The following is a 23,646-nucleotide window of genomic DNA, read 5'->3' as shown; positions in this document are numbered from 1 at the left end:
ATGAATCAGAGTATCCGCACTACTATTTTTACCGTCGGCACCACACTACTGATATTACTCAGTCAATGGACTCAAGCTGCAGTACTCGCGACGGTTTCCACCAACAAAGCCGCCAAAGGGGAAGTGTTTTTATTAAAAGTCGTCTCTGACCAACGAGCCGATTCTAGTGACATCGACTTTTCTTCACTAGAATCCGATTTTTATCTGGGTAGTCCACGTTTTTCATCTTCAATTAACAGCATTAATGGCAAACGTTCGATTCGCAGTGAGTGGTCATTATCGCTTGCTCCGCTTCGCGTGGGAATATTAACCATCCCTTCTTTTCAAGTTAAAGGTGAATCAACAGCACCAATTGCGATTCAAGCCACCATTGATTCCTCAATGCCTAAAGCAGAAGATTTGCTCTCGTTTGAAACAAAATTAAGTAAAAGTGAGTTGTATCCCGCTGAAATTGCCCAACTCGATACCAAATTGATAATAAAAACCGATGTAAGACGGATCCAGAATCCGAAATTAACTGCACCCACTTCTGTTGGACCAGTTGATATCGAGCCAATTGGTGACTCTCATCAGTACATTGGCTCTATAGATGGTGTTGAAGCGACCATCGTAGAGCAAAGTTACCGTGTGACCGTATCCGAAGCGGGTTTATACGACATAACGGGTCCTACTCTATCGGCCACTATTTTAGATAACAATAACCAAACTGGCTCAACTCGATTAATTCCTATCAACTTAGAAGCAAAAACCATACACATCGAGGTATCAGAAAAGCCGACTAATTTTAAAGGTAGCTGGTTACCAAGCCCTAATCTGAATTTAACACAAAAGTGGTTGGATGCAGACGGCAGTGAAGTCACAGACTTTGCTCAACAAACTGGCCTAGTTGGTTCTCCGATTACCCGTGAGATAACCTTAACCATCGACGGTATTGCGCAATCTCAACTACCAAATATTATTGTAGATTATCCAGATAATGTTCGATTCTATGAAGAGCCAGCCAAAATAAATCAGAACGGCAATCAAGTATCAATGACACTTAAACATGTGTTAATCCCCAAAATAGCTGGCCAAGTAACCTTGCCACCAATCAGTTTGCATTGGTGGAACACCAACAAAAAGCAATCGGAAACGGCTAAATTAACCGGCGCAACGTTTGCTGTTGAGCAAAGTGACACGCCAACAATTAAACTCGATTCTAGCCCACAACAGGCACAGCCTATCGCAACCGATACACAAATAATTACTATTAAAGATGCAGGATTATGGCCTTATATCGCAGCGTTCTTTGCCATTCTGTGGTTGCTTACTCTGGTCATCTTAATAAAACGCCCCGCTATAAAACAAAGCAAAGTGGCTAAACACGATCTCAAACCAGACACATTCAAGGCGTTACTAACGGCGGTTAAAAATCATGATGGTATGGCGACTCAATCCTATTTGACAGAATGGTATCAACAAAATCCTCAATTAGATTTAATCACCAAGCAAAAAATTAACCAACAGATACAGGCGTTAATGGCATCAATTTATGCTAATGATTCAAAACCTTGGAAAAATGACGAGTTATTAGCCTTATTGAAAAAAGCCAATAAGAAGAAATCAAACAAAAACACTGATCAAGATAGCTTAGCACCATTGTAGTTTCTATTTGCCAATAAAAAGCCACCTGCAATAACAGCAGGTGGCTTAAAGTATTCATGCTAAACTCAAGTTATACAGTCAAGCTTTGTTATGATTCATCGTTGCTCAATGCCAACTTTACTTTGAATGTTTTTACTTGGCATTGGGCAAGTCCCCCTATTGAACCTGCTTGTACACTACCCTTGTCCCATTCATTTAAAGCAACTTCATCCAAGCCGACTTCAATCCATTCTGACAGACTTGAACACCATTCAACTTTATCGGTAATCGTGTCACTCTCCGATGGATTATACATCCTTACAATCAATGCATCTTCATCTTCTGCTTTCTTAAATGCACTCAGCACAGCCCCTTTAATCGGCTTATTCAGCACGCTATATGTCATTGGTAAATTTTGTTCGCCCACATTTAGTTTCATGGCGTTATAAGGAATTTTGTTGTAACACACGACAGGAGTAACATACTCGCGCGCTTTGCTCATCACGTTAGCTGAGATGTGGTCACCATCAAAGGCATACAAAGCAAATTCACAAACCAACTTACCACGTACTTGAGAATCTGGCGTTGGAATTTTGATTCCTGATGGTCGGCCCGGACGAAGCAATAACTCTTCTTTGCCCAATACCCCCACCGAACGAAATAACGTTAGCGCAAAAGTGTTGCGTATTTCACTGTTATGACCAGATATCACTTCGAACTCACGTAATCCATTGGTAAATAAAGCTATTCCTCCTTTGTCGCCTTTATCGTTTTCCAATGCCGCAAAATTCATTAATTGATAAATAGGGACAGGCGCTTCTTTCCAACCTTCTTGTTGCCACACTTGCATTGCTGGATCATCGACAGGGCGAGTGATACAACCAAATTGATTATCCGCAACCACGGTTTCAGGCGTGAACGGAGTAGGAATAAGTACGCGCACGCGATGATCATCTGCTTGATTATCTAATTCCATACGTACTTCAATTCGGCGTGAATTTTGTTTTAATACCACTTGAGCGGTCACATCGACGTAGCCGTTTTGACCAGTCCGTTGCTCACGTTCCATTAAGTTTTCTGGCACATTCATTCTAAACGCAATATTCGCTACCGATTGAAAGCCTTGATGTTTAATGCTGGTTTCAACCTCAAATTGATCTGAATACAGCAGCCACTCTTGGCGTGATGGCGAGTAGTCATATTCATCCCCATCATCAGAGCCATCTTCAATACGCAAAACTTGGTCATATGTTTGCTGAGTTTCCTTGTCAAAAATAGACAAGGTACCATTGCTATTTAGCTTAATTTTATAGTATGTATTTTCTAACGTGTCACTTGCTTGCGATGCTGTCTTTATCGATGCCGATTGATTAGCCCGAATATGCAATGTGGTATAGCCCATCGCTGGAACGTTAATATTAAGCTGAATATCATATTCCATGAACGGGTCATAATTACCATAGTGAACAATTTGACGGTCAACTTTGCCGGGATCAATTTCACGTTTATCTTGGATAAAATAGTCAACTGGGTTGCCATTTTGATCAAAAATAGCAAACTCTTGGGCGCGGATAGTGATCATAGTGTTAACGACTTCTTCACGCGCATAAGGCATAAGGTTAAAGAAAGCCAATTTATCATCACTACCTTGTGCTGGCATATGGTCTACGATTTTTCGCTTATAAAAGTTGATAAGATTAGTTGCCATATCATCAGCTAAAATATAGCGGTTTAAAATTTCAGCATGCACTTTGTCAGAGCAGCAACAGCCTATAGAATCATGTGCATGATTTTTCATGCTTTCTTTCCACATTTTTTCAATCAAGCCATGGTGGTATTCAAAACCTAAAGACCAAGCAATTGATGCCAATGGTTCGAGAATATTGACAATTTTATTCTCAATTTTCGCATGAATCAGCTTAATATCCATACGCGTAGACGAAATAGAACGATGAACACGCATGTATTTACCATCGTTGAACTCGCCCTTAATCGTGTCCAATTGATCACGCATTGCTTCAATTTTTTCAAACACCTCTTCGAAACGACTCATATGAAATTCGCGGTCAGGATAGATTTCACGCAATGTATCCATCACATCAAAAATATCGTTTTGAATCGGCATTTGGTCATGACCATTAGGCAATAAAATATCCTTAGTAACCGATGCCTTTTCAAGTACAGGAAAGTACTTATCCAATCGCGCGCGTAAACCTTCTTCATCCGTCGGTAAGTATTTACCAATAGCGTAGCCTAACGGTAAAACCTGTGCTGTTACTTCACTACCATCATTGCTTTGCCAATTAAATTCAGTTTTATTACTGCCATGACGTTCGCTACAACCACGCCAAAACATAGCCCGATTAATACCAAAACCATTATAAATCATCGGCAATTGCGAACTCATTGAAAATGAATCGGGTAAATACCCTATTCTCATTGGTTGACCTAATTTAAGACAATCGCGCATACCGTACATCATATTACGTACAATAGATTCACCTGAGACTTGCATAGTATCGGTTTGTGAATACCAAGGGCCTATAATCAACTTACCTGACTCAACCAATTTCTTAACTCGATCGATATTTTCAGGTTTGATGGCAAAATAATCTTCTAATACGGCCGTTTGTCCATCGAGAACATAGTATTTATATTGTGGATCATTCTCTAAACGAGTCATGATCTCTTCCATGTTGTTTACTAGCAGAATGCGTGACTCTTCTGTTGTAAAATACCATTCACGATCCCAGTGCATGTGTGGAGTAATATGAACGCGTGATGTTGTCATTATTTGTACCTGATCTTGTTAGAAAAAATAAAGATGTAATTAAAATATTCAAAACTGATTGTTAGCGTCATGCTAATAACATCAGGATTTAAACCAACTCGATACCTTGCCAAAAAACGAAGTTGTATTATCTTTTTCGGCGGGTGAAGGCGTGGTTTGTAATGAAACTGGTTGCTCCTCTTCACTTTCCGCATCAAAAATAGCCAAAATTTCTTCTGCATTAGACGCGTTCAAAACCGCTTCACGTACTTGGTCATCAACCAATGTGGACGTTAGCGCCGTGAGTAGGTGCATATGAGTTGAGCCAGCCTCTGCATCTGGTATTGCAATAAGAAAAATCAAGTTAACGTCTTCTTCTTCGTCGTCTTCATCAATACCTGGCCATTTTATATCTCGTGTTAATGTGGCAACGGCAAATGCGGCTTGTTTTACTGCATTGGTTTTGCCATGAGGTACTGCCAACCCTTCGCCTAATGCCGTTGCGCCATGGGCTTCTCGCTCAAATACTGCTTGTAAGTAATCGTCAAGATTATGCAGTTTACCTTGTTGATTTAATTGTTCTGCAAGAGCCTTAATCGCTTCATCTTTGTCATTAAATGTTGTCTTAATATTGATTAACGATGCATTAGTAATTGTTGTTAGTTTCATGGTTTACCCCACCATTCAAGAAATGAGTAAAATGATGAGTGACCAATACTATGGTTCATCATCGATTATGATCAGATCATACGTAAACAATACAAATTATCCGTGATCTAGCGCTCATTTTTCTTATAATTTGTATTTATGTTGTATTGTTATTTGCAAATTTAACTTGGTTTATGAGTTGTTTTATCAGCCCAAATTTGTATTATGTATAGGTAAAAAGACAATTTATTCTGCCACAACGAAAGAGGTAGACATGGCTAGACTTCCTATGTATCGACAAATTGCCGATGCAATTAGAGAAAAAATAAGCAGCGGCGAGTATAAAGTTGGAGAAGCTTTGCCTACTGAAGCCCAATTACGTGAAGAGTTTTCAGTAAGCCGAGTAACCGTTAGACAAGCATTAAAACTGCTAATAGAAAATGACGAATTAGAAAGTGTACAAGGCAGTGGCACGTACGTTAAAGCTAACAAGGTAAATTACGATATTTATCAACAAACAAGCTTTAATGAGAAATGGGCTCATCTGAATGTCGCCACGCACAGTGATGTGATAGCGTTTGAAATAACCTTGCCGAGCATCGCAATGGCAGAGCATTTAAACATTAGCGAAGACGAACGTATTTTTTACATTAAAAGAGTACGTTACTTAGATGACAACCCGATCACAGTGGAAGAAACTTGGATGCCGTTGCGCTTATTCCCAGATTTAACTTACGAGGTGATGCGTAACTCCAAATATGACTATATCGAAAACCAAAAAGGTTTAGTGATCGATCGCAGTGAACAAGAAATTGTCCCTGTACTTCCTTCAGAAAAAGTATCTGCATTATTGGGGATTGATCCGGCACAACCAATAATAGAAAAACGAACTCGTGGTTATTTAATAGATGGAACGGTGTTCGAATACAGTCGAAATTACTTTAAATCTACGGATTACAAATTTACCTTGGTGGCTAAACGCCATAAGAATTAATGCTGTAAAAAACTCACCGTCAGGTCATCATTCAGTTGTAAGTGAGTCCACCACGCATTTATTGCACAGCATAAAAAACCCCACTCATTCGAGTGGGGAAAGGTTTCCATCGCATATTGTTATAATTAGTTGCCAGTAAATTGGTTAACCAAAATCGCCGTTCACATAGCCTTTTGTTCTATCATCTTGAGGATTACTAAAAATATTTTTAGTCTCATCATGTTCAACCAGTTCCCCCATCAAGAAAAACGCCGTGCGATCAGATATACGACGAGCTTGCTGCATCGAGTGTGTCACGATCACGATGGTGTAGTCTTTTTTCAACTCTTCCATCAACTCTTCAATTTTATGCGTGGCGATGGGATCCAGTGCTGATGTAGGTTCATCCATTAAAATAACGTCTGGCTCCATTGCAATCGTACGCGCAATACACAAACGTTGTTGTTGTCCACCAGAAAGACCAAATGCATGTGATTTCAAACGATCTTTTACTTCGTCCCAAAGTGCAGCACCGCGTAGTGAGTTTTCCACGACTGAATCGATGTGTTTTTTATCTTTGATCCCTTGAGCACGAAGGCCATACGCCACATTTTCATAAATACTCATTGGAAATGGATTAGGCTTTTGGAATACCATGCCGACTTTAATACGCAAATCCGCCACGTCGATATTGCCATAAACATCGGTACCATCCATTTCTAGTAAACCAGTAATCCGCACACCTTCAATCAAATCATTCATTCGATTTAAACAGCGCAACAGTGTCGACTTACCACAGCCTGAAGGCCCAATCAAAGCCGTTACTTGACGTAAGGGAATAGGTAAATTAATAGATTTAAGTGCTTGGTTTTCACCATAAAAAAGGTCAAGATTTTCGATATTAAACTTGTTCATATTGTATTCTCTAAATTGGTCAATTCTGTTAGTAAGTCGCGGTGTTAAAACGCTTTGCAATGAGCTTAGTGACCATATTGATCAACAATACAAGTACAATAAGGACAGTCGCCGTACCGTAAGCTTGATTCCACTCGTCAATGGTAAATAGCTCTGTTGTCAGTTTATAAAGATGAACGGTTAATGTACGCCCCGAGTCAAGTAAAGACTCAGGTACACGCGCTACCATACCAGCAGTTAAGAACACAGGAGCGGATTCACCGATTACCCGACCAATACTAAGAATGACCGACGTTAAAATACCAGGCGTTGCACTTGGTAAAATTAAACGCCAGATAGTATAAATTTTAGAAGACCCTAGCGCATACGACCCTTCACGATACGTTTGCGGAACAGCCATTAGGGCTTCTTCTGTAGTACGAATTATCACAGGCAAGATAAGAATACTTAAGGTTAATGCACCAGATAAAATCGAGAAGCCCAAGCCTAAAACACCGACAAAGAAGGTCATACCAAACAGACCAAATATTATCGACGGAATGCCGGCTAACGACTCGGTACAAAAACGTATCACCTTAACTAGGCGGCTGCCTACTTGAGCATATTCAGTTAAATAAATTGCCGTCATGATCCCTAAAGGAGCAGCAACAGAAATAGACGCTATCACCATATAAATGGTCGCAATAATCATCGGGAAGATACCTTTATCTTCACCTGTCGCGGTATAATCTGTGGAAATAAATTCCCAATCCACGTATTGAAGCCCGTTGGAAAGAATGTACCAAATAATCCAAAATAAGAATCCAACGGTTAAGGCAGCGGCCCCCCAAATAAAACTATTCAAGATTTTATCTTTGTTTTGACGCGCTTGTTTTAATTTTACTTTATCCATAATTAATTACTTCGCTTTTTCACGGTTCAAGTAAAGCAGTGCTGCATTGAGCACCATAATAAATACCAACAACACAACACCTGTCGCGTAGAGAGCATTAGCATGAACGCCACTTGCATAGGACATTTCTATTGCAATATTTGCGGTTAATGTACGCGCGGCATCGAGAATGCCTTCTGGCATTGCTGGAGCATTACCCATCACCATAATAATGGCCATTGTCTCACCAAGTGCACGCCCAATTCCCAAAATAACGCCAGTCATAATGCCCGAACGAGCAGCAGGCACAAGCAGCTTAAAGATAGTGAATATTCGTGAAGCTCCTAAAGCAAGCGAACCTTCCTTATACGAATGTGGTACCGCTCTAATTGAGGTTTCCGAAACGGTGATAACGGTGGGTAGAATCATGATACCGAGTACAATAATACCAGCCAATATAGTGTTACCAGCAGGTACTTCGAACACATTCTGAATAAGAGGAACAATAATAACTAAGCCAAAAAAGCCATAAACGACCGATGGGATACCAGCCAGTAATTCAACAGCAGGTCGAATAACATCCGCCAGTCTTTTCGGCGCGATCTCGGCAATAAAAATAGCGGTTAATACGCCAATAGGTACACCAACAATCACGGCTCCAAAAGTAGAAACAACTGAGGCTACTATCATTGTCGCTACACCATAAAGTGCAGGTGGAAGCCAATTTGTGCCGAAAACGATACCAGTAACACCTGCTTCTTGAAAGGCAGGAATACTTTCTATAATGATAGAATAAGCAATCAAAGCAAGAGACAAGGTCCCTATAATCGCACTGGCTAAAAATAATCCGTGAAAAATACGTTCTTTCCAATCAACCCCTCTTTTGGTGCGTAAACCATTTGATTTAACACTAGGCGTTGAGCTTTGACTGTTCGTCGCGATGGTCATATATAAACTCTCACATTTCGATGTATTCGATATGAAAAAGGAAAAGGCTCAGCCCTAAAAAGTGGCGGACTGAGCAATCTTTAATAGCTAGGACGTTTCCGTTGTTTAACATTCCGTTAAAAACTCTACGTTAACGTCCTAGTGAATACGTTTTACTTAAAACGTATTAGTTAACTGAGATGTAACCTTTCGCTGCAACCAGTTTTTGAGCGTCGTCAGCAACCATCCAATCTAAGAATTTTTGCGTTTCAGCAGAAGGCTTACCTTCTCTGTATAGAACTAGGAAAGGACGAGCAACTTTATATGAACCACTCTTAACGTTGTCAACGGTTGCTGCAACGCCGTCAATAGCCAATGCGTGAACTGAAGAATCAACCGTGCCTAACGAAATGTAGCCAATTGCATATGGGTTAGATGCTACGTTAGTTTTAAGTGCACCATTACCTGCTGCAACTTGAGCACGTTGAGAAATAGCTGATACTTTCTTGCCGCTGATAGTTTGCTTAAGGCTCATAATATCTTCAAACGCGCCACGAGTACCTGATGCAGTATCACGAGTAATTGCAACGATTGGCTTGTCTTCTCCACCAACGTCTTTCCAGTTTGTTACTTCGCCTTTATAAATTGCAGTAACTTGATCGGCTGTTAGCCCTTGGATTTTATTTTTTGGGTTAACCACAACAGCGATACCATCACGAGCAACAACCAATTCTTTCAACGTATCTTCTTTCTCAGAAGCTTTCAAATTACGAGACGCCATGCCTAAATCAGCAGAACCATTTTTAGCGGCTTTAACACCCGCCGATGAACCTGGTCCTTGAACTTCAATGTACACATCTTGATGTGCTTTCATGTAAGTTTCACCAAAAACTTCCATCAGTGGAGTAACACTTGAAGAACCTACAGCTGAGATAGTTTCTTTCGCTGAAACTGGGTTTAGTGTTAGAGCGCCAAGAAGTGCAATTGCACCGATTACTGTCTTTTTCATCACAATTTCCTTTGAGGGCGTAGTTGCCGTATTTGTTTTGTAGAACGGGTGTAACTTTAGAACTTATATATGACAGTTATGTTTCAGTATATTGAACACTGTGTGACAAAGCTTGTTGGGCAAAAAAAGTACAATTCACCTTTACTGGTTGAATTAAAAAGAAAAATAAAAAAAACGCCTTGCTTAATCACTTAAGCAAGGCGTTTCAAATCAGGATTATTTTATTTCTACGATGAACTAGTGTCGGTTTTTACGCTTTTTTTCTTAGGAATAAAGACCTCATCACCTACCGCGACATTTTTATAATACGTCTTATCACGTTTAACTGGCTTTTTAGCCTGTTTCTTCTGCGTTGGACCTTTTTTCTTCACTGCTGCGCCGGTCTTTGTAACATTAGGCTTACGCGGTTTTATACCTTTAAATTTACCTTTAAGGCCTTCTAATTCAGAGAAAGTCATATCTTGCTGCAGATACGCTTCGACTCGCTTAAAGCTGTCCCAATCTTTAGGTCCCACAAGGGAAATAGCGTTTCCTTTGTTTCCGGCACGGCCTGTACGTCCCACCCGGTGCACGTACTCTTCGGTATGTTTCGGCATATCAAAGTTAATAACATGAGTAACATTGGCAATATCTAAGCCACGAGAAGCGATATCGGTAGTCACTAAAATCTTAAACACACCACGTTCAAATTGACTCATAATGGTATTACGCTGAGTCTGGGTTAAATTACCGCTGAGCGCCATAGCCTTAAGGTTGTTGCTGGTTAACTCTTTGGTTAAACGATCGGTATCTGCTCTTGTGGCGGTGAAAATGATTACCTGCTTATAATCAGCCTCACTAATAACGCGATTTAAAATCGCTTCTTTATGATCTAAGTGATCACAGAGATAAAAAGACTGAGTGATATCTTTGTGTTCTTCGTTAGACACACCAATTGAAATACGTTTAGGCTTATTCAACATCTCAGCAGCAATACTGTTTACTTCTGCATGATCGAGTGTGGCTGAAAACATTAATGTTTGACGACGACGATGTTTCGCTACTTTATGAATACGAAGCAACTCAGCAGCAAAACCTAAATCTAGCATCCTATCCGCTTCATCTAGAATTAAGGTATCCAAACCATCAAGGAAAAGTGAACGATGCTCTAGATGGTCGGCCAGTCGTCCAGGCGTCGCAACAATAAACTTCGGATGTTTACGCAAAGACTTTACTTGGTCGTTAAAGTTTTCGCCACCAACAATCAAGGACGCGGTATAAGAGAGGCCACTCAACATACCACGTAATTCACCATACACTTGCTTAGCTAATTCTCGTGTTGGCGCAAGAATCACCGCTCTAGGATCTCGCGCTGAGAAAGCCTTGCTCTTAAGAGATTTATGCAGCATTGGCAGGACAAAAGCCAACGTTTTACCAGACCCAGTTTTCGAAGACGCGATTAAGTCTTTGCCTGCAATAGCCACAGGTATTGCTTGCATCTGAATGTCAGTCGCTTTTTTAAATGCATAGTGGTCGAGGTTTTTAAGTAACCGATTATCTAAGCCGAGGTCTTTAAACTGCAAAAGTGTGTTCTCCAAATATAAGGTAAAAAATAGCGCGCTATAGTACCTCAAATCTTTGTTGAATAGATAGAGATGACAGACATTATTATCGGTTATTTATTAACCGGCAATCATTTTTTATTGTCATTTATACTAAACTGCTTTTATAATGCGATTGTCATTTCAATTATTCTTGAAATATTGAAACATCAACGCAAAGAAAATGAATTATAGAAAGGGAGATAAAATGGATACAGATAACGCAGCCAAAATCTTTGACTCTTTATCATCTGGCACACGCTTAGACATTTGGCGAAACCTTATTAAAGTCGGTCAAGACGGAAAAGTCGCTGGAGATTTAGCCAAAGAACTCGGCATTGCACCAAATTCTCTCTCTTTTCATCTTAAAGCTATGTTACACGCTAACCTGGTTTCTGTTCAGCAAGAAGGTCGGTTTCAACGCTACAGAGCAAATCTCAATCTAATGGTCGAATTAGTCGCCTATTTAACGGAGGAATGCTGCGCTGGGCAAAATAATATAGACAGCCCTAATCAATGTACAAACGTTAATAAAGTCAATATATGCAGTTAACGTTACGCTAAAAAACACTAAAACCAACTCACAAATCTAATCGTAATTAAGGAGTCAAACATGGGAGTTTTTGAACGTTTTCTCAGTGTATGGGTCGCTCTGGGAATGCTTATTGGTATCGGTGGAGGATTAATTTTCCCTGATCTATTTAGCTTTTTAGGCAGCATTCAATACGCACAAATTAATATGGTGATTGCGCTGCTCATTTGGCTCATGATCTACCCGATGATGTTACAGATCGACTTCTCGTCAATAGCTAAAATTCATCAACGGCCAAAAGGTCTGTTCATCACTATCGTTATAAATTGGCTAATCAAACCTTTTACTATGGCTCTTATTGCCATGTTATTTATGCGCACTATTTTTGGTGATTTTATTTCACCACAATTGGCTGATGAATATATCGCAGGCATGATTTTATTAGGTGTTGCACCTTGTACAGCAATGGTTTTTGTCTGGAGTCAGCTCACCAAAGGTGACGCAAATTACACCGTGGTACAAGTCGCTATTAATGACTTGATTATGGTGGTGGCATTTGCACCAATCGCCGCTTTTCTGTTAGGTGTTACTGATATTACGGTTCCTTGGGATACATTATTATTGTCGGTATCACTATTTGTGGTTGTTCCACTTGTTGCTGGTGCAGCGACTCGTTACGTGGTGAAACAAGAGCAAAAAATCAATGCTATTGCCTCAAGTATCAAACCACTTTCAATTGTTGGCTTAGTTGGTACGGTCATTCTTCTATTTGGCTTTCAAGCTGAAACGATTATTTCCAACCCAATGGATATTTTATTTATCGCTATCCCGTTATTAATCCAAACCTACTTAATATTTGCGGTTACTTATATTTGGATGCGTAAATGGAAACAGCCACACAACATTGCCGCTCCAGGCGCAATGATAGGTGCGTCTAACTTCTTTGAACTGGCGGTAGCGGTAGCTATCAGTCTATTTGGTATTCATTCAGGTGCTGCGTTAGCAACAATCGTTGGCGTATTAGTAGAAGTTCCGGTAATGCTTTCTCTGGTCGCTTATGCCAACCGCACCAAAGATCAGTTTGTTACTCAACCAGTCAATTAATAGCGCAGATAATTGAGCAAATAGGCGTTATGATGTAAGAACTTACACTTAAACTATTCAACCAAATAGTGATTGACTGAACGCTACTTTGAAACAAATTTTTGCTTTCAAAGTAGCTTGTTTTTGTGCTGTTCCCTACAAAATGGACTAATACGTTAGTCAGTTATTTTTTCGTTGGTGATTGCAATAATTCAACTAACTTAGCATTAGTTTTATTGGTTTCTTGTAAAGACTGAGCGGTAATCTGTATTGAGTTAGCCATACTGGCCACATTCGTGGTTGCATTAATCACTGTACTTTGCATTGGCTTAATCACAAACCAGTATAAACACGCTATCACTACCACTAATGCAATGACCACAACAACTAACATGATCAGAATATCTATTTTCAAATCGTGCAGAAAAACCTGACTATTCTGAACAAGTGATTGTTTAGTACTAGCGATCACTTCCGGCAAAGCATCGACAACTTGAGCAGACGCAATAGCCAGTTGATTGATATTTTGCGTGGTAGAAAGCATGACGTCAGCTTGTTCTGGCGTCAACTCTTGATTGTCGGCTATGTTTTCAAGTACTTCCACTACCTGCAGCATTGATTTATTGGTTGTCAAAATGGCATCTGTAATACCATCCGTATCAACCACAACATCTAAACTTATCAAAGAGCGATTCGATTCTCTATCATTCACACCTTGTGCATTTATAGTCTCAATATTGGCGTCTTTAGCATATACACTATTAACGTTCAGCAAGGCACTGCAGCCCATTAAAATAACGCTACTTAACAAGATTCGAAACATAATATTATTATCCTACAATACAATTTAACTATCACTCTTTAGGACTTTAGCTGAACTTGACAATAAATATATGTTTTTCGATATTTTTCAATGTTTTTACTGAATATCTCGCCTCACTTACGATTCTTCTTACTTATCATAAACAATCGTCTTACTTACCATAAACAAAGACTGACAATAAAAAGAGAGGGTTTAACGATTCGCCGTTAAACCCTCTCTTTAAGATCACCTGTACTTTGCTAAAGCAGTGAAGGATGTCAGTTATGCATGAACTTTATCTTTTGCGCTAAACATCTTAAGAGCAATAGTTAAGCCCATTGAAACCGCCACACCAATAACAAAATAAGTTAGCCAGGCCATAGGTTCGCTAATCACTGGCAGCATAAATACGGCGCCACCGGCAATAGTTCCGATTTGAATTTTAGAAGATAAAATCAAAGCCGCTGCCACGCCACCGCCAATCATATGAGCTGGAATAATACGCATTGGATCTTTTACAGCATAAGGAATCGCACCTTCGGTGATACCGCAGAACCCCAGAATGGCAGTTGACGGGCCCGCAAGGCGATCTTCTTTATCAAAGAAACGAGGGAACGCAATAGACATAATACCAAGCGACATACCTGGGATACATTTGGCCGCGGTAAATGCCGCATAGAATTCAGTATTACCATTGGTGCCCGCACCAATACAAAACAGATATGCTGCTTTATTTATTGGACCACCCATATCAAGATTGGACATACAGCCTAAAATGAAGCCAAGAATGAGTAAGTTAGAGCCACTCATTGCATTAAGCCAATCAGACAATGAGGTATTTAGGAAAGCAAAAAACTTACCCGGACCAACAAGCATAAATAATATGGTAAGTACGCCAGCCACAAGTGGGGTTACAATAAGAATTTTAACTGACTCTAATACTTGCGGTACTTTGATTTGACGAATAAGCATGACAAACAATGCAGCCGCTGCACCAGCAACAAGACCACCTATAAAGCCACCACTCACTATCGTCAACTTACCGAAAGATCCACCAACCGCTACATAACCGCCCATAAAACCAGGAGCTAAACCTGGCTTACCAACCATACCGTAAGCGGTAAAGGCGGCGAGAACACAAATCAGTAACGGATTAAACGCCTTAAGTGCAATGTAATACAAATAATGCACAATACCTTGCTGAGTTGTAGCAAAGTCGGCCATAAACTCTTTGTCGGCAATTTGTTCACTGGTCAGATTATATAAATGAGTGTAATCATAACCATAGAAAAGGTTAAGTAACCCAACACATAAACCACCAATAATAACTAGCGGAATAATATGAGAGACACCAGAAAGCGCTCCTTTGTACCAATCTTTAAAGAATTTGACCACAAAATTGCTATTATCATCTTCCTCTTGATCAAATTCTGTTTTATGTGGCTTTGAAATATCCGGTGCATTAGCACCTGTCGCTTCGATTTTTTGTATCAATGCGTCGATCATTTCGTCCGCTTTTTTAACCCCATCTTTTACTTTACCCTGCACAGAAACTAGGCCATCGAAACGCTCCATTTCAGTGACACCAACATCTGTAGCAAAAATAACACCTGACGCTTCTGCAATATCTTGTGCGGTAATACGGCCATCAATACCGTTGGCACCTTGCTTTTCTACTTTAATATCATAACCACGAGCTTTGGCCTTGTTCTCAAGGTTTTTGGCTGCCATATAGGTATGAGCGACCCCAGCGGTACATGCAGTAATTGCTAAGATTTTCATCTTTTTATCCTTTGTCTCGTCTCTCTCAGTCTCAAATTGGTCATGCCAGTTGTTCATCATGCTTTGCTAAATACAAAACCAATTCAGAATTATATGAGTCAGCTATCACTCACTCATTAGCTGTATCATCGTATTATTTGTCTTAGTTGTCCGTGACACCAATCACACAAAATACAACTTATGTATTTAAGTTGTATTGTTTATTATTACTCATACAATACAACTTAATCCTCACAAAAAGTCCTAGAAATAGATACTAAGTCAGTATTCATCACAGATAGAGCCAAATTTTATAGAATATTGGATAACACATAAATTGTAACATCAAATATATGTAGTAATCCTAAATCGAAAAAAAATGAATAGTTTAAAACAAATTAAAGACAAACCTTCAGGTAAAAATAGCGTATTTGGTGCTGTTAATAAAAAAGATTTGGTGCAGTTAATAAAAATGATTTTGGACAACAAATTGTGCGTTTGATATTAAAAATGACAAAAACAACTCTATAAATACGTCTCATAATTGAGAACAACCATTTTTTACAGTGTAAATAGTGACGTTAATTCGTGATTTTTCAACTTTTTCCCCTAGAGAATAAATTAAATCGGGTCTACACTATAAACGAATCAGTTAGACTACATTACACAACAGGAGTGTGCATGAATAAGAAATTACTAGTAGCAGCAGGTATGGGTTCTCTTCTTTTACTCGGTGGCTGCGCATCTGGACCTGATGAAGCAACGACCAGCCAAATGAGTGCATTGTCTTCTAAAATTGATGAGTTGAGCAGTGAAGTAGCATCACTTAAATCAAGTCAATCAGATGCAGAAATGCAAGCAAGCAAAGCATCAGATGCTGCTATGTCAGCAAAAGATGAAGCAATGCGTGCCAACGAACGCATCGACAACATCGCTCAGTCTTACACTAAATAGTTTAGTTTTACCTACAGTAGTGTAAACAAAGCAAAAAAGTATAGACAAAGTAAAAAGTATCATCTTATTGACTAGCCCTAATTTCTCTATTAGGGCTTTTTTATTGACTAACAAAATTGATAAATAGTTTTGGCTAAATTAACACGCCATAATTGAATTCACCTCCAGAGTGTAATACATTCGCCCTGTGTTTAATTTACGGCGTTTAGGTGTGCAATTTGGCTAAGTTCTATGTAGTTTGGAAAGGGCGTGAAACCGGTATATTTACTGACTGGGCAACATGTAAGAAGCAAGTGGATCAATTCCCTGATGCTCGCTATAAATCATTTCCTACTAAATATGAAGCTGAACAAGCTTTTTCTGGCTCAGCAAAAGCGCCATCTCACCAATCAACACATAACAAGCCTACCCCAGGTACTAGACCTAAATCTGTCGTAAAAAAAAATAAACCGGCTGCGCTAACCGATGAAAAAATAATGGCCATGCCGTTTGATATTAAAATTTTTACCGACGGAGCATGTGAACCAAACCCAGGTGAAGCAGGTTCTGGCCTCGCAATTTACCAATCAAACAAATTATCTGAATTGTGGTACGGAATATACCAAGCTAATGGAACCAATAACACCGCTGAATTAAACGCTTTATACCAAAGTTTATTAATCGGTAAACAGTATTTGCAACAAAACAAAACCGTCAGTATTTTTAGTGATTCTAGTTACTCTATTCAATGTTTAACTACATGGGCAAAAGGATGGGCAAGCAATAATTGGCAACGCAAAGGCGGAGAGATAAAAAATGTCGAGCTAATAAAAGAGATGTACGCACTTTATCAGACAATATCTCACCAAATAGCGATCCATCATGTGAACGGGCACGTTGGTGTTGAGGGCAACGAGTTGGCAGACAGAATGTCTATACTGGCGATAGAAAAACAACAACAGTCGCTGACTTTATATTCTGACCCACTTGACGTTGAATCTATATTAGAAAGACGTCGCGGATAAAGCGATATAAAGCGTAAGCACTAGGAAAGCAGATAAATGCATAATAATGTTACAGCAGCACAACAAACGTTACATCAAGAACAAGCCTTAAATGAAGAACAAGCGTTGGCGATGTTAAAAGCTAACCTTCATCTCCCAAACGGTGGTTTTCATAAGCTCATTCTGGAACTTTGTATTGAATTTCAGCTACCTTTTCAAAAAATAAGGTCGGTACTCAAAAAATCGCAACGATCAATTGAAAAAAACATTAAACAAAGTACAGGCCCGGTGGATCCAGCAATTTTGACTAAAGAAAGTTGGTTACAACAAGTAAAACAAACGCTGACATTGCTTGCTGAAGAAAACAAACCGTTGATGGAGTGTTTGGTTAATGATGTTCACTATATACGTGCGATTAGTGCATCTGAGCAACCAATTATGTGTGAGAGTGAACGGGAAGCTATTTTAGCTGATTTAGCTCAAGCCTATGAAAGCCAAGTGTTCAAATCTCTTTCAGCGATGCTCTATACATCTGATCTGTTTTGGTTGCTATCAAACGAATTAATTGAAATGACCCAGCAACGCTGCGAGGTATTTGATCAATACCCGCAACATATTGAAGCTATAAATCATTTACTATCAGTATATGACCAAGTTTCTGCACAACCTTTGCAAAATACCCATTGAAGTGACAGCACGCACAATGGGTTAATAAGGCTGCACTATCTGAGTTGGTACGCCACTTTGAATCGCTATTGCCGCTTTGGCTTTATTCTTAGATAAGTTAAACTCATCCATCCAACCTTCTAAATTTTCGGGTAACAGCAGTACTTTTTTGTCGCCATTACTACGAGTTAAAGGCTCATGGACTTCAATAAATACACTGCTGTCTGGTTCCATGGTCATCTTGACTGGTTTATTCAACACTCGAACTTTTTCTTTACGTTGTACTTGATTAAACAGCCATTCGATATCTTGCGGTTCCAATCTAATGCAGCCGGAACTCACACGAAGCCCAATACCGAAATCTTTATTAGTTCCATGAATAAGATAATCCCCTACTCCATAAGCTAATCGTAAGGCAAACAAACCTAGTGGGTTATTCGGGCCTGCAGGAACAACTCTAGGCAATTCAATGCCCTTAGCTAAATACTCATTCCTAATATTTTGTGTAGGAGTCCAAGTCGGATCTTTGATTTTTTGACTAATAGAGGAACTCATCTCTGGTGTATCTCGACCAATTCGACCGATCCCAACCGGAAAAACATGCACATGCTTGTTATCTTTGTCAAAATAATATAGTCGTAGTTCGGCAAGATTAATGACTATTCCTTCTCGATCGTCGGAAGGTAAAATAAACATAGAAGGTATAACTAAAACGGTACCTTCTTCAGGTAAAAATGGGTCAATACCTTTATTTGCGGCCATCAATGATAAGAATCCAACATCGTATCTTTTAGCAATCTCTGCCATGGTTTCTCCCGCTTCAACCATGTGATTTTGCACCCGACCAACCAAACGACTACCATCACTCGGCAGTTCATAACTTGCTGCATAAACAGGAGAAACAAAAAATAAAAACAGAAATATCAAATAATTAAGCATAATACAGCCTATTCTCATTTAAAAAATATCCTCATATAAAAACTGGAACCTTACCACTCATCAATCCAGAAAATGGGTGATTATTTAGCCGGAGGCGATCCTAATAGATCAGATTTACACAATAAGCTTCAATATAATAGTGATTATTAAAATTTTTTATATCAGAAACGAGTACGGTACGCATAAAGATTAGCGCCATGATGGCCACTCTTTAAGGCTAATTTTATGTGCTACTAATCAAAAATGATTTTGTATCGGTGGTTTCCAATGTATCACGGACTTTATATAATTATAATTGCATTAAATTAGACTAATTATTCACATAGATATAAAAGTTGGCTAAGGATCAAGTTTCTGAGCCTACAGAATTTTTATACTAAATGATTAGAATAGAATCGAATGAATACTCACCGGCCATTGCCATCAAGGACTACTATGAAACCCCAGCATAAACCAACTAATCCCAACTTCTCTTCCGGCCCTTGTGCCAAACGCCCAGGATATGATGTAAATCAGTTAGATTTGTCCACGTTAGGCCGCTCTCATCGCAGCACACTCGGCAAAGCCGCTCTACAAAGTTCGATCGAACAAACCATTGAACTACTTGATCTTCCTGAAGGATACCGTGTTGGTATCGTACCCGCATCAGACACAGGTGCAATGGAGATGGTGCTTTGGTCACTTTTAGGACAACGTCCTGTCGACGTTTGTTCATGGGAATCATTTGGTGATGGTTGGTTAAATGATATAACCAAACAATTAAAGCTTAACAATGTCCGTCATTTTTCTGCAGATTATGGCCAATTACCTGATCTAAGCCAAACAGACTCGGCGCATGACATTGTTTTTACTTGGAACGGTACTACGTCTGGCGTTTGCGTTCCTAATGGAAATTGGATAGATGATGAACGAGATGGACTGACTATTTGTGATGCAACCTCGGCAATATTTGCTATGCCAATGCCTTGGGAAAAACTGGATGTTACCACTTATAGTTGGCAAAAAGTGTTAGGTGGAGAAGGTGGACACGGTGTGATTATACTCAGCCCAAGAGCGGTAGAGCGCTTAGAAAGTTACACTCCTAGTTGGCCTATGCCGAAGATTTTCCGTTTAACCAGCGGCAATAAATTAATCGAAGGTATTTTTAATGGCGCAACCATTAATACCCCATCAATGCTTTGTGTTGCAGATTATCTCGACGCATTAAAATGGGTTAAATCCATTGGTGGCGTATCTGCTTGTATCAGTAAATCAAAAGAAAACCTCGCGGTTCTAGAACAGTTTGTCGAGAGTAATGATTGGATAAACTTCCTAGCCACCGACGCTGAAATTCGCTCAAACACTAGCGTATGCCTTTCTCTAGACGCGACACCAGAACAAGTAAAAGCGCTGATCAAGCTGCTTGATACTGAAGAGGTGGCGTTTGATATTGGCGCCTACCGTGATGCGCCTGCTGGCCTAAGAATTTGGTGTGGCGCGACTGTCGAAGCGAGCGATCTTAAAGCCTTGCTGCCATGGTTAAGTTGGGGCTATCAACAAGTCTGTAAGTAATAGAATTTAATTATTTTATACAGACAACAAAGGCTCCAATAGAAAGGCTGTAAATAGTAAAGCGTTAGGTATTCGTTGATTTCATAACAAAGCTTGTTGATTCAATAAGTAAACTATAAGAGAGCAACACCAATGAGAAAAATCCGTACTTATAACAGTATTAGTGCCCATGGGTTAGATCGTTTTCCTCGTGATTGTTATGAAGTAGCTAGTGAAATTAGCGACCCTGACGCTATTATGCTGCGCAGCCAAAATTTGCATGAATTATCTTTTCCAAAACGCGTCAAAGCAATTGCTCGATGTGGAGCTGGAGTTAACAATATTCCGATCAGCGACTGCACTCAACAAGGGATCGTAGTCTTCAATACGCCGGGAGCTAATGCAAATGCCGTTAAAGAGCTGGTACTCACTGGCATGCTCATGTCGTCACGTAAGATTATCAGTGGGTTAGATTTTACCAATAAGTTAGTGAGTCAGCGTGACAACCCCATGTTTGCTAAATTAGTAGAACAAGAAAAAAATAACTTTGTTGGCACTGAACTCGCAGGAAAAACATTAGGTGTAATTGGCTTAGGAGCTATTGGAGCAAGTGTTGCTCATGCTGCTTTATCTTTAGGTATGAAGGTCATCGGCTATGACCCTGTTTTAAATATAGATGCAGCTTGGCGACTCTCTTCTCAAATACAGCGAGCCGAAAACATGCCTTGGTTGCTCGCTCGTAGCGACTTTATTAGTGTACATGTTCCTGCCAACGAACAAACCAAGAACTTGCTTAATACGGAAACTTTGCAGCATATACAAAAAGGAGCCGTAGTCCTCAACTTCGCTCGCGGTAGCGTTGTCAACCAACACGCCATTTTAGATAGCCTGAAAAATGGTGACATAAATCAGTATGTTTGTGATTTTCCGACACCTGAATTATTGCAGCATCCACATGTTATATTGTTACCGCATTTAGGCGCAAGCACACTTGAAGCGGAACAAAATTGCGCCTCGATGGCTGCCGATCAACTGATCGATTTTCTAGAGAATGGCAATATTCGCAATTCCGTCAACTTTCCGAATATCCGTTTAGATAGAACAAAAGGCTATCGGATTGCTTTTGCAAACGATAATGTGCCTAAAGTCTTAGTGCAAGCACTTGCGGTGCTTTCGGATATGGAAATTAATGTCGTTGATATGCTCAACCGCAGCCGCGATGATATTGCGTACACCATTGTGGATATTGAATCCGAACCAACTGAACAACTGTTGCTGCAACTCGCTTCTATAGAACACGTATTTAATGTCAGTACTTTCTAAAAGTGCACACTTAGAATCAAGCGTACATATGGCTAAATTACCATTTGGAGTAATTGCTCCCGTTAACCTGCACACCATTAAAAAAGGAGAAGTCGATATTTCGAATTCTCCTTTTTCGATCGTAAACGTCAGTAACGCAAATTAATGATTAATAAGAGAGCGTTCCACGAATAGGATAATCATCTTGATTGCGAACAAAAGTCAGCCCTCTTAACACTACACTGATTTCTGGACGTAAGAATGGAGTGTTAGAAATATCAACCGCTTGTACGTTGCCTTGTTCATTAACAATAAACAAACCTGGTTCAGCGAAATTATGATCGGTCTCTTTTTCAGAGCGAGGCATAGAAATATACAAACCTAGTTGCTTCATCTGATCTTCTGTTAAGCCATAAGCGACTGGATAAGTTACATCAAGTTGTTCGCTGTGCGTTTGCAATTGCTGTTTTGAATCTGCTGATATAGCGACGATATCGACACCTATTTCAGAAAGTTGAACTTTAAACTCTTCCAAAATATTTAGATAACGAGTGCATAAAGGGCAATGTACACCACGGTAAACAATAACCATTTGCCAAGTCGCCTCCCCTTGGGCAGCGCCCAATTGAATGCTAGAACCATCCAATAAATCGGCTTTAATTATCGGAAAGCTATCTCCAGCAACCAGTTTTGGTGAAGTTGTCATGTTATCCCCTTATTTTTAATTGAAGTCACATAATGTTTGTTACCCATGAATAAATCAAGATAAATCAATCAGTTTATTTTATATATTCAGTAATTTTCTTGCCTTAATTACAAGGACACACACCGCTCTCATAGAAATATTTTTGCAGGGACAGACCCAATATGTTTCGAGGACAGACCCAAAAGCCCGCATACTGAATCTAGTAATTTTCACCTCTGATGAGAGGTGTGTGTCCCTTTATGGTTTCCCTTTATGATTTAAGGTGGAATCACCGATTAAAAGTAATATTTACTTAAATGAAGTCCTACGAGCTCCTTAGGTAACATTAATTTCACCGGCAAGCTGTTTAAGTTCTAAAAGCTTACTCTCTACTGTATCGGAATCAACATCATGGAAGCGAGAAAACGCGATAGCCACTTCATTTTTCTCATCAAGTGAGATAGCTATGGTTACTTCCTTAGGATTAGAGTGGTATTGCTTAGCATATCCAGAAGCTCTTGCGAACGATAATTTGTCTTTTATATTTAAAAACTTTTCTTCACCTAAAATAGATTCGACTTCTTTATCATCCAGCTTGGAAAGCAACAGCAGCCCTATTGTAGATTTACTGGCATCGTATAGGTGGTTGTGAATTATACTTTGAGAAAATGTTTTATTAGGCTCAGCATGTATCAAATAACTCACCTTATCTCTCCATAGTACACCAACAGATATAATATAATCACAAGGCAAGTGAGCTTCAATTACAGGTAGTGCTTTAGATAATAATGATGAACCATGAATTGCTTGAGCAGCTAATACATGTATTCCTGGACCTGGCATATATGCCTTTTTTTTATCTTGCGTAACCAAGCCCATTGCCATAAGAGTCATGAGCACTCTATTAGCTTTCATGGGTTGAAGATCAAGTTGCCTAGCTAACTCTCTTACACCGATAGGTTGATCACTTGAGGCCAATGCCTGCAAGCAAGAGATCCCATCAATGATGCTTTTATTAGGTTGCGATGACACTAAATATCCTATTTCAAATTAATTCAAGAAAGGAGCCATATATAAATTTATGGCCCCCAAA

General features: G+C 39.5%; 20 protein-coding genes and 1 pseudogene. 9 read left to right on the top strand and 12 right to left on the bottom strand.

Annotated features, from left to right (window positions below):
- Entirely contained in the window at positions 1 to 1,644 is a 1,644-nt protein-coding gene (locus ACLKML_RS00225; protein WP_413283091.1) for a BatD family protein, read from the top strand.
- An 88-nt stretch (positions 1,645 to 1,732) separates the two neighbouring features.
- Here ACLKML_RS00225 and mngB read toward each other — a convergent pair whose 3' ends face one another.
- Complete coding sequence (gene mngB / locus ACLKML_RS00220) at positions 1,733 to 4,414, bottom strand: mannosylglycerate hydrolase (RefSeq protein WP_413283090.1); 2,682 nt, start codon at positions 4,412 to 4,414, stop codon at positions 1,733 to 1,735.
- 141 nt (positions 4,415 to 4,555) lie between these two features.
- A pseudogene (locus ACLKML_RS00215) lies at positions 4,556 to 5,062 on the bottom strand (fructose PTS transporter subunit IIA); the annotation flags it as partial.
- 253 nt (positions 5,063 to 5,315) lie between these two features.
- On the opposite strand from ACLKML_RS00215, the gene ACLKML_RS00210 reads away from it, so the two are divergent.
- On the top strand, positions 5,316 to 6,035 hold the full coding sequence (locus tag ACLKML_RS00210; protein WP_413283089.1) for a GntR family transcriptional regulator: 720 nt from the start codon (positions 5,316 to 5,318) through the stop codon (positions 6,033 to 6,035).
- 144 nt (positions 6,036 to 6,179) lie between these two features.
- On the opposite strand, the gene pstB is transcribed toward ACLKML_RS00210, so the two are convergent.
- The 5 genes from pstB to ACLKML_RS00185 all read right to left on the bottom strand — a co-directional run bounded on the left by pstB (position 6,180) and on the right by ACLKML_RS00185 (position 11,298).
- Positions 6,180 to 6,929, bottom strand: coding sequence for a phosphate ABC transporter ATP-binding protein PstB (pstB, locus tag ACLKML_RS00205; RefSeq protein WP_317715572.1), 750 nt, complete (start codon positions 6,927 to 6,929; stop codon positions 6,180 to 6,182).
- Positions 6,930 to 6,957: 28 nt separating this feature from the next.
- Entirely contained in the window at positions 6,958 to 7,821 is an 864-nt protein-coding gene (pstA, locus tag ACLKML_RS00200; RefSeq protein WP_317715571.1) for a phosphate ABC transporter permease PstA, read from the bottom strand.
- A 6-nt stretch (positions 7,822 to 7,827) separates the two neighbouring features.
- Positions 7,828 to 8,748, bottom strand: a complete 921-nt coding sequence (gene pstC / locus ACLKML_RS00195; RefSeq protein ID WP_413283088.1) for a phosphate ABC transporter permease subunit PstC — start codon at positions 8,746 to 8,748, stop codon at positions 7,828 to 7,830.
- A 166-nt stretch (positions 8,749 to 8,914) separates the two neighbouring features.
- Entirely contained in the window at positions 8,915 to 9,736 is an 822-nt protein-coding gene (locus tag ACLKML_RS00190) for a phosphate ABC transporter substrate-binding protein (RefSeq protein WP_317715569.1), read from the bottom strand.
- 227 nt (positions 9,737 to 9,963) lie between these two features.
- Positions 9,964 to 11,298, bottom strand: coding sequence for a DEAD/DEAH box helicase (locus ACLKML_RS00185; protein ID WP_413283087.1), 1,335 nt, complete (start codon positions 11,296 to 11,298; stop codon positions 9,964 to 9,966).
- A 226-nt stretch (positions 11,299 to 11,524) separates the two neighbouring features.
- Between ACLKML_RS00185 and ACLKML_RS00180 the strand changes: the two genes are divergently transcribed.
- Together ACLKML_RS00180 and arsB are read left to right on the top strand one after the other, a co-directional pair.
- Complete coding sequence (locus tag ACLKML_RS00180) at positions 11,525 to 11,869, top strand: ArsR/SmtB family transcription factor (RefSeq protein ID WP_413283086.1); 345 nt, start codon at positions 11,525 to 11,527, stop codon at positions 11,867 to 11,869.
- A 60-nt stretch (positions 11,870 to 11,929) separates the two neighbouring features.
- Positions 11,930 to 12,952, top strand: a complete 1,023-nt coding sequence (gene arsB / locus ACLKML_RS00175) for an ACR3 family arsenite efflux transporter (RefSeq protein WP_413283085.1) — start codon at positions 11,930 to 11,932, stop codon at positions 12,950 to 12,952.
- 163 nt (positions 12,953 to 13,115) lie between these two features.
- Here the strand turns inward: arsB and ACLKML_RS00170 are convergent, their stop codons facing one another.
- Together ACLKML_RS00170 and ACLKML_RS00165 are read right to left on the bottom strand one after the other, a co-directional pair.
- Positions 13,116 to 13,754 (bottom strand): hypothetical protein, encoded by a 639-nt coding sequence (locus ACLKML_RS00170; RefSeq protein WP_413283084.1) that lies wholly within the window; start codon positions 13,752 to 13,754, stop codon positions 13,116 to 13,118.
- Between the two features lie 261 nt (positions 13,755 to 14,015).
- The gene (locus ACLKML_RS00165) at positions 14,016 to 15,515 is read right to left on the bottom strand and encodes a PTS fructose transporter subunit IIC (RefSeq protein WP_413283083.1); all 1,500 of its coding nucleotides are present in this window, start codon (positions 15,513 to 15,515) and stop codon (positions 14,016 to 14,018) included.
- A gap of 660 nt (positions 15,516 to 16,175) precedes the next feature.
- Here ACLKML_RS00165 and ACLKML_RS00160 point away from each other — a divergent pair.
- From ACLKML_RS00160 to ACLKML_RS00150, 3 genes are all read left to right on the top strand, one after another.
- Positions 16,176 to 16,448, top strand: a complete 273-nt coding sequence (locus tag ACLKML_RS00160; RefSeq protein WP_413283082.1) for an Lpp/OprI family alanine-zipper lipoprotein — start codon at positions 16,176 to 16,178, stop codon at positions 16,446 to 16,448.
- 218 nt (positions 16,449 to 16,666) lie between these two features.
- Positions 16,667 to 17,452: a viroplasmin family protein gene (locus ACLKML_RS00155; protein ID WP_413283081.1), complete on the top strand. Its 786-nt coding sequence runs from the start codon at positions 16,667 to 16,669 to the stop codon at positions 17,450 to 17,452.
- Between the two features lie 36 nt (positions 17,453 to 17,488).
- Positions 17,489 to 18,118 carry a hypothetical protein gene (locus ACLKML_RS00150; protein WP_413283080.1) on the top strand — a complete coding sequence of 210 codons (630 nt, stop codon included), beginning with the start codon at positions 17,489 to 17,491 and terminating at the stop codon, positions 18,116 to 18,118.
- A 21-nt stretch (positions 18,119 to 18,139) separates the two neighbouring features.
- Here the strand turns inward: ACLKML_RS00150 and ACLKML_RS00145 are convergent, their stop codons facing one another.
- Entirely contained in the window at positions 18,140 to 19,036 is an 897-nt protein-coding gene (locus ACLKML_RS00145) for a L,D-transpeptidase family protein (RefSeq protein WP_413283079.1), read from the bottom strand.
- Positions 19,037 to 19,471: 435 nt separating this feature from the next.
- Here ACLKML_RS00145 and ACLKML_RS00140 point away from each other — a divergent pair, with 435 nt between their 5' ends.
- Both ACLKML_RS00140 and ACLKML_RS00135 read left to right on the top strand, forming a co-directional pair.
- On the top strand, positions 19,472 to 20,587 hold the full coding sequence (locus ACLKML_RS00140) for a phosphoserine transaminase (RefSeq protein WP_413283078.1): 1,116 nt from the start codon (positions 19,472 to 19,474) through the stop codon (positions 20,585 to 20,587).
- 132 nt (positions 20,588 to 20,719) lie between these two features.
- Positions 20,720 to 21,889, top strand: a complete 1,170-nt coding sequence (locus tag ACLKML_RS00135) for a 3-phosphoglycerate dehydrogenase family protein (protein WP_413283077.1) — start codon at positions 20,720 to 20,722, stop codon at positions 21,887 to 21,889.
- A gap of 148 nt (positions 21,890 to 22,037) precedes the next feature.
- Here ACLKML_RS00135 and ACLKML_RS00130 read toward each other — a convergent pair whose 3' ends face one another.
- Positions 22,038 to 22,574, bottom strand: a complete 537-nt coding sequence (locus ACLKML_RS00130; protein WP_413283076.1) for a redoxin domain-containing protein — start codon at positions 22,572 to 22,574, stop codon at positions 22,038 to 22,040.
- 315 nt (positions 22,575 to 22,889) lie between these two features.
- Complete coding sequence (locus ACLKML_RS00125; RefSeq protein WP_413283075.1) at positions 22,890 to 23,585, bottom strand: helix-turn-helix domain-containing protein; 696 nt, start codon at positions 23,583 to 23,585, stop codon at positions 22,890 to 22,892.
- Positions 23,586 to 23,646: the final 61 nt, after the last annotated feature.

Source organism: Vibrio sp. MA40-2 (genome assembly GCF_047302445.1).
Taxonomy (GTDB): Bacteria; Pseudomonadota; Gammaproteobacteria; order Enterobacterales; family Vibrionaceae; genus Vibrio.
The sequence above is the reverse complement of the archived record's forward strand: the minus strand, read 5'-3'. Positions and strand labels throughout refer to the sequence as shown.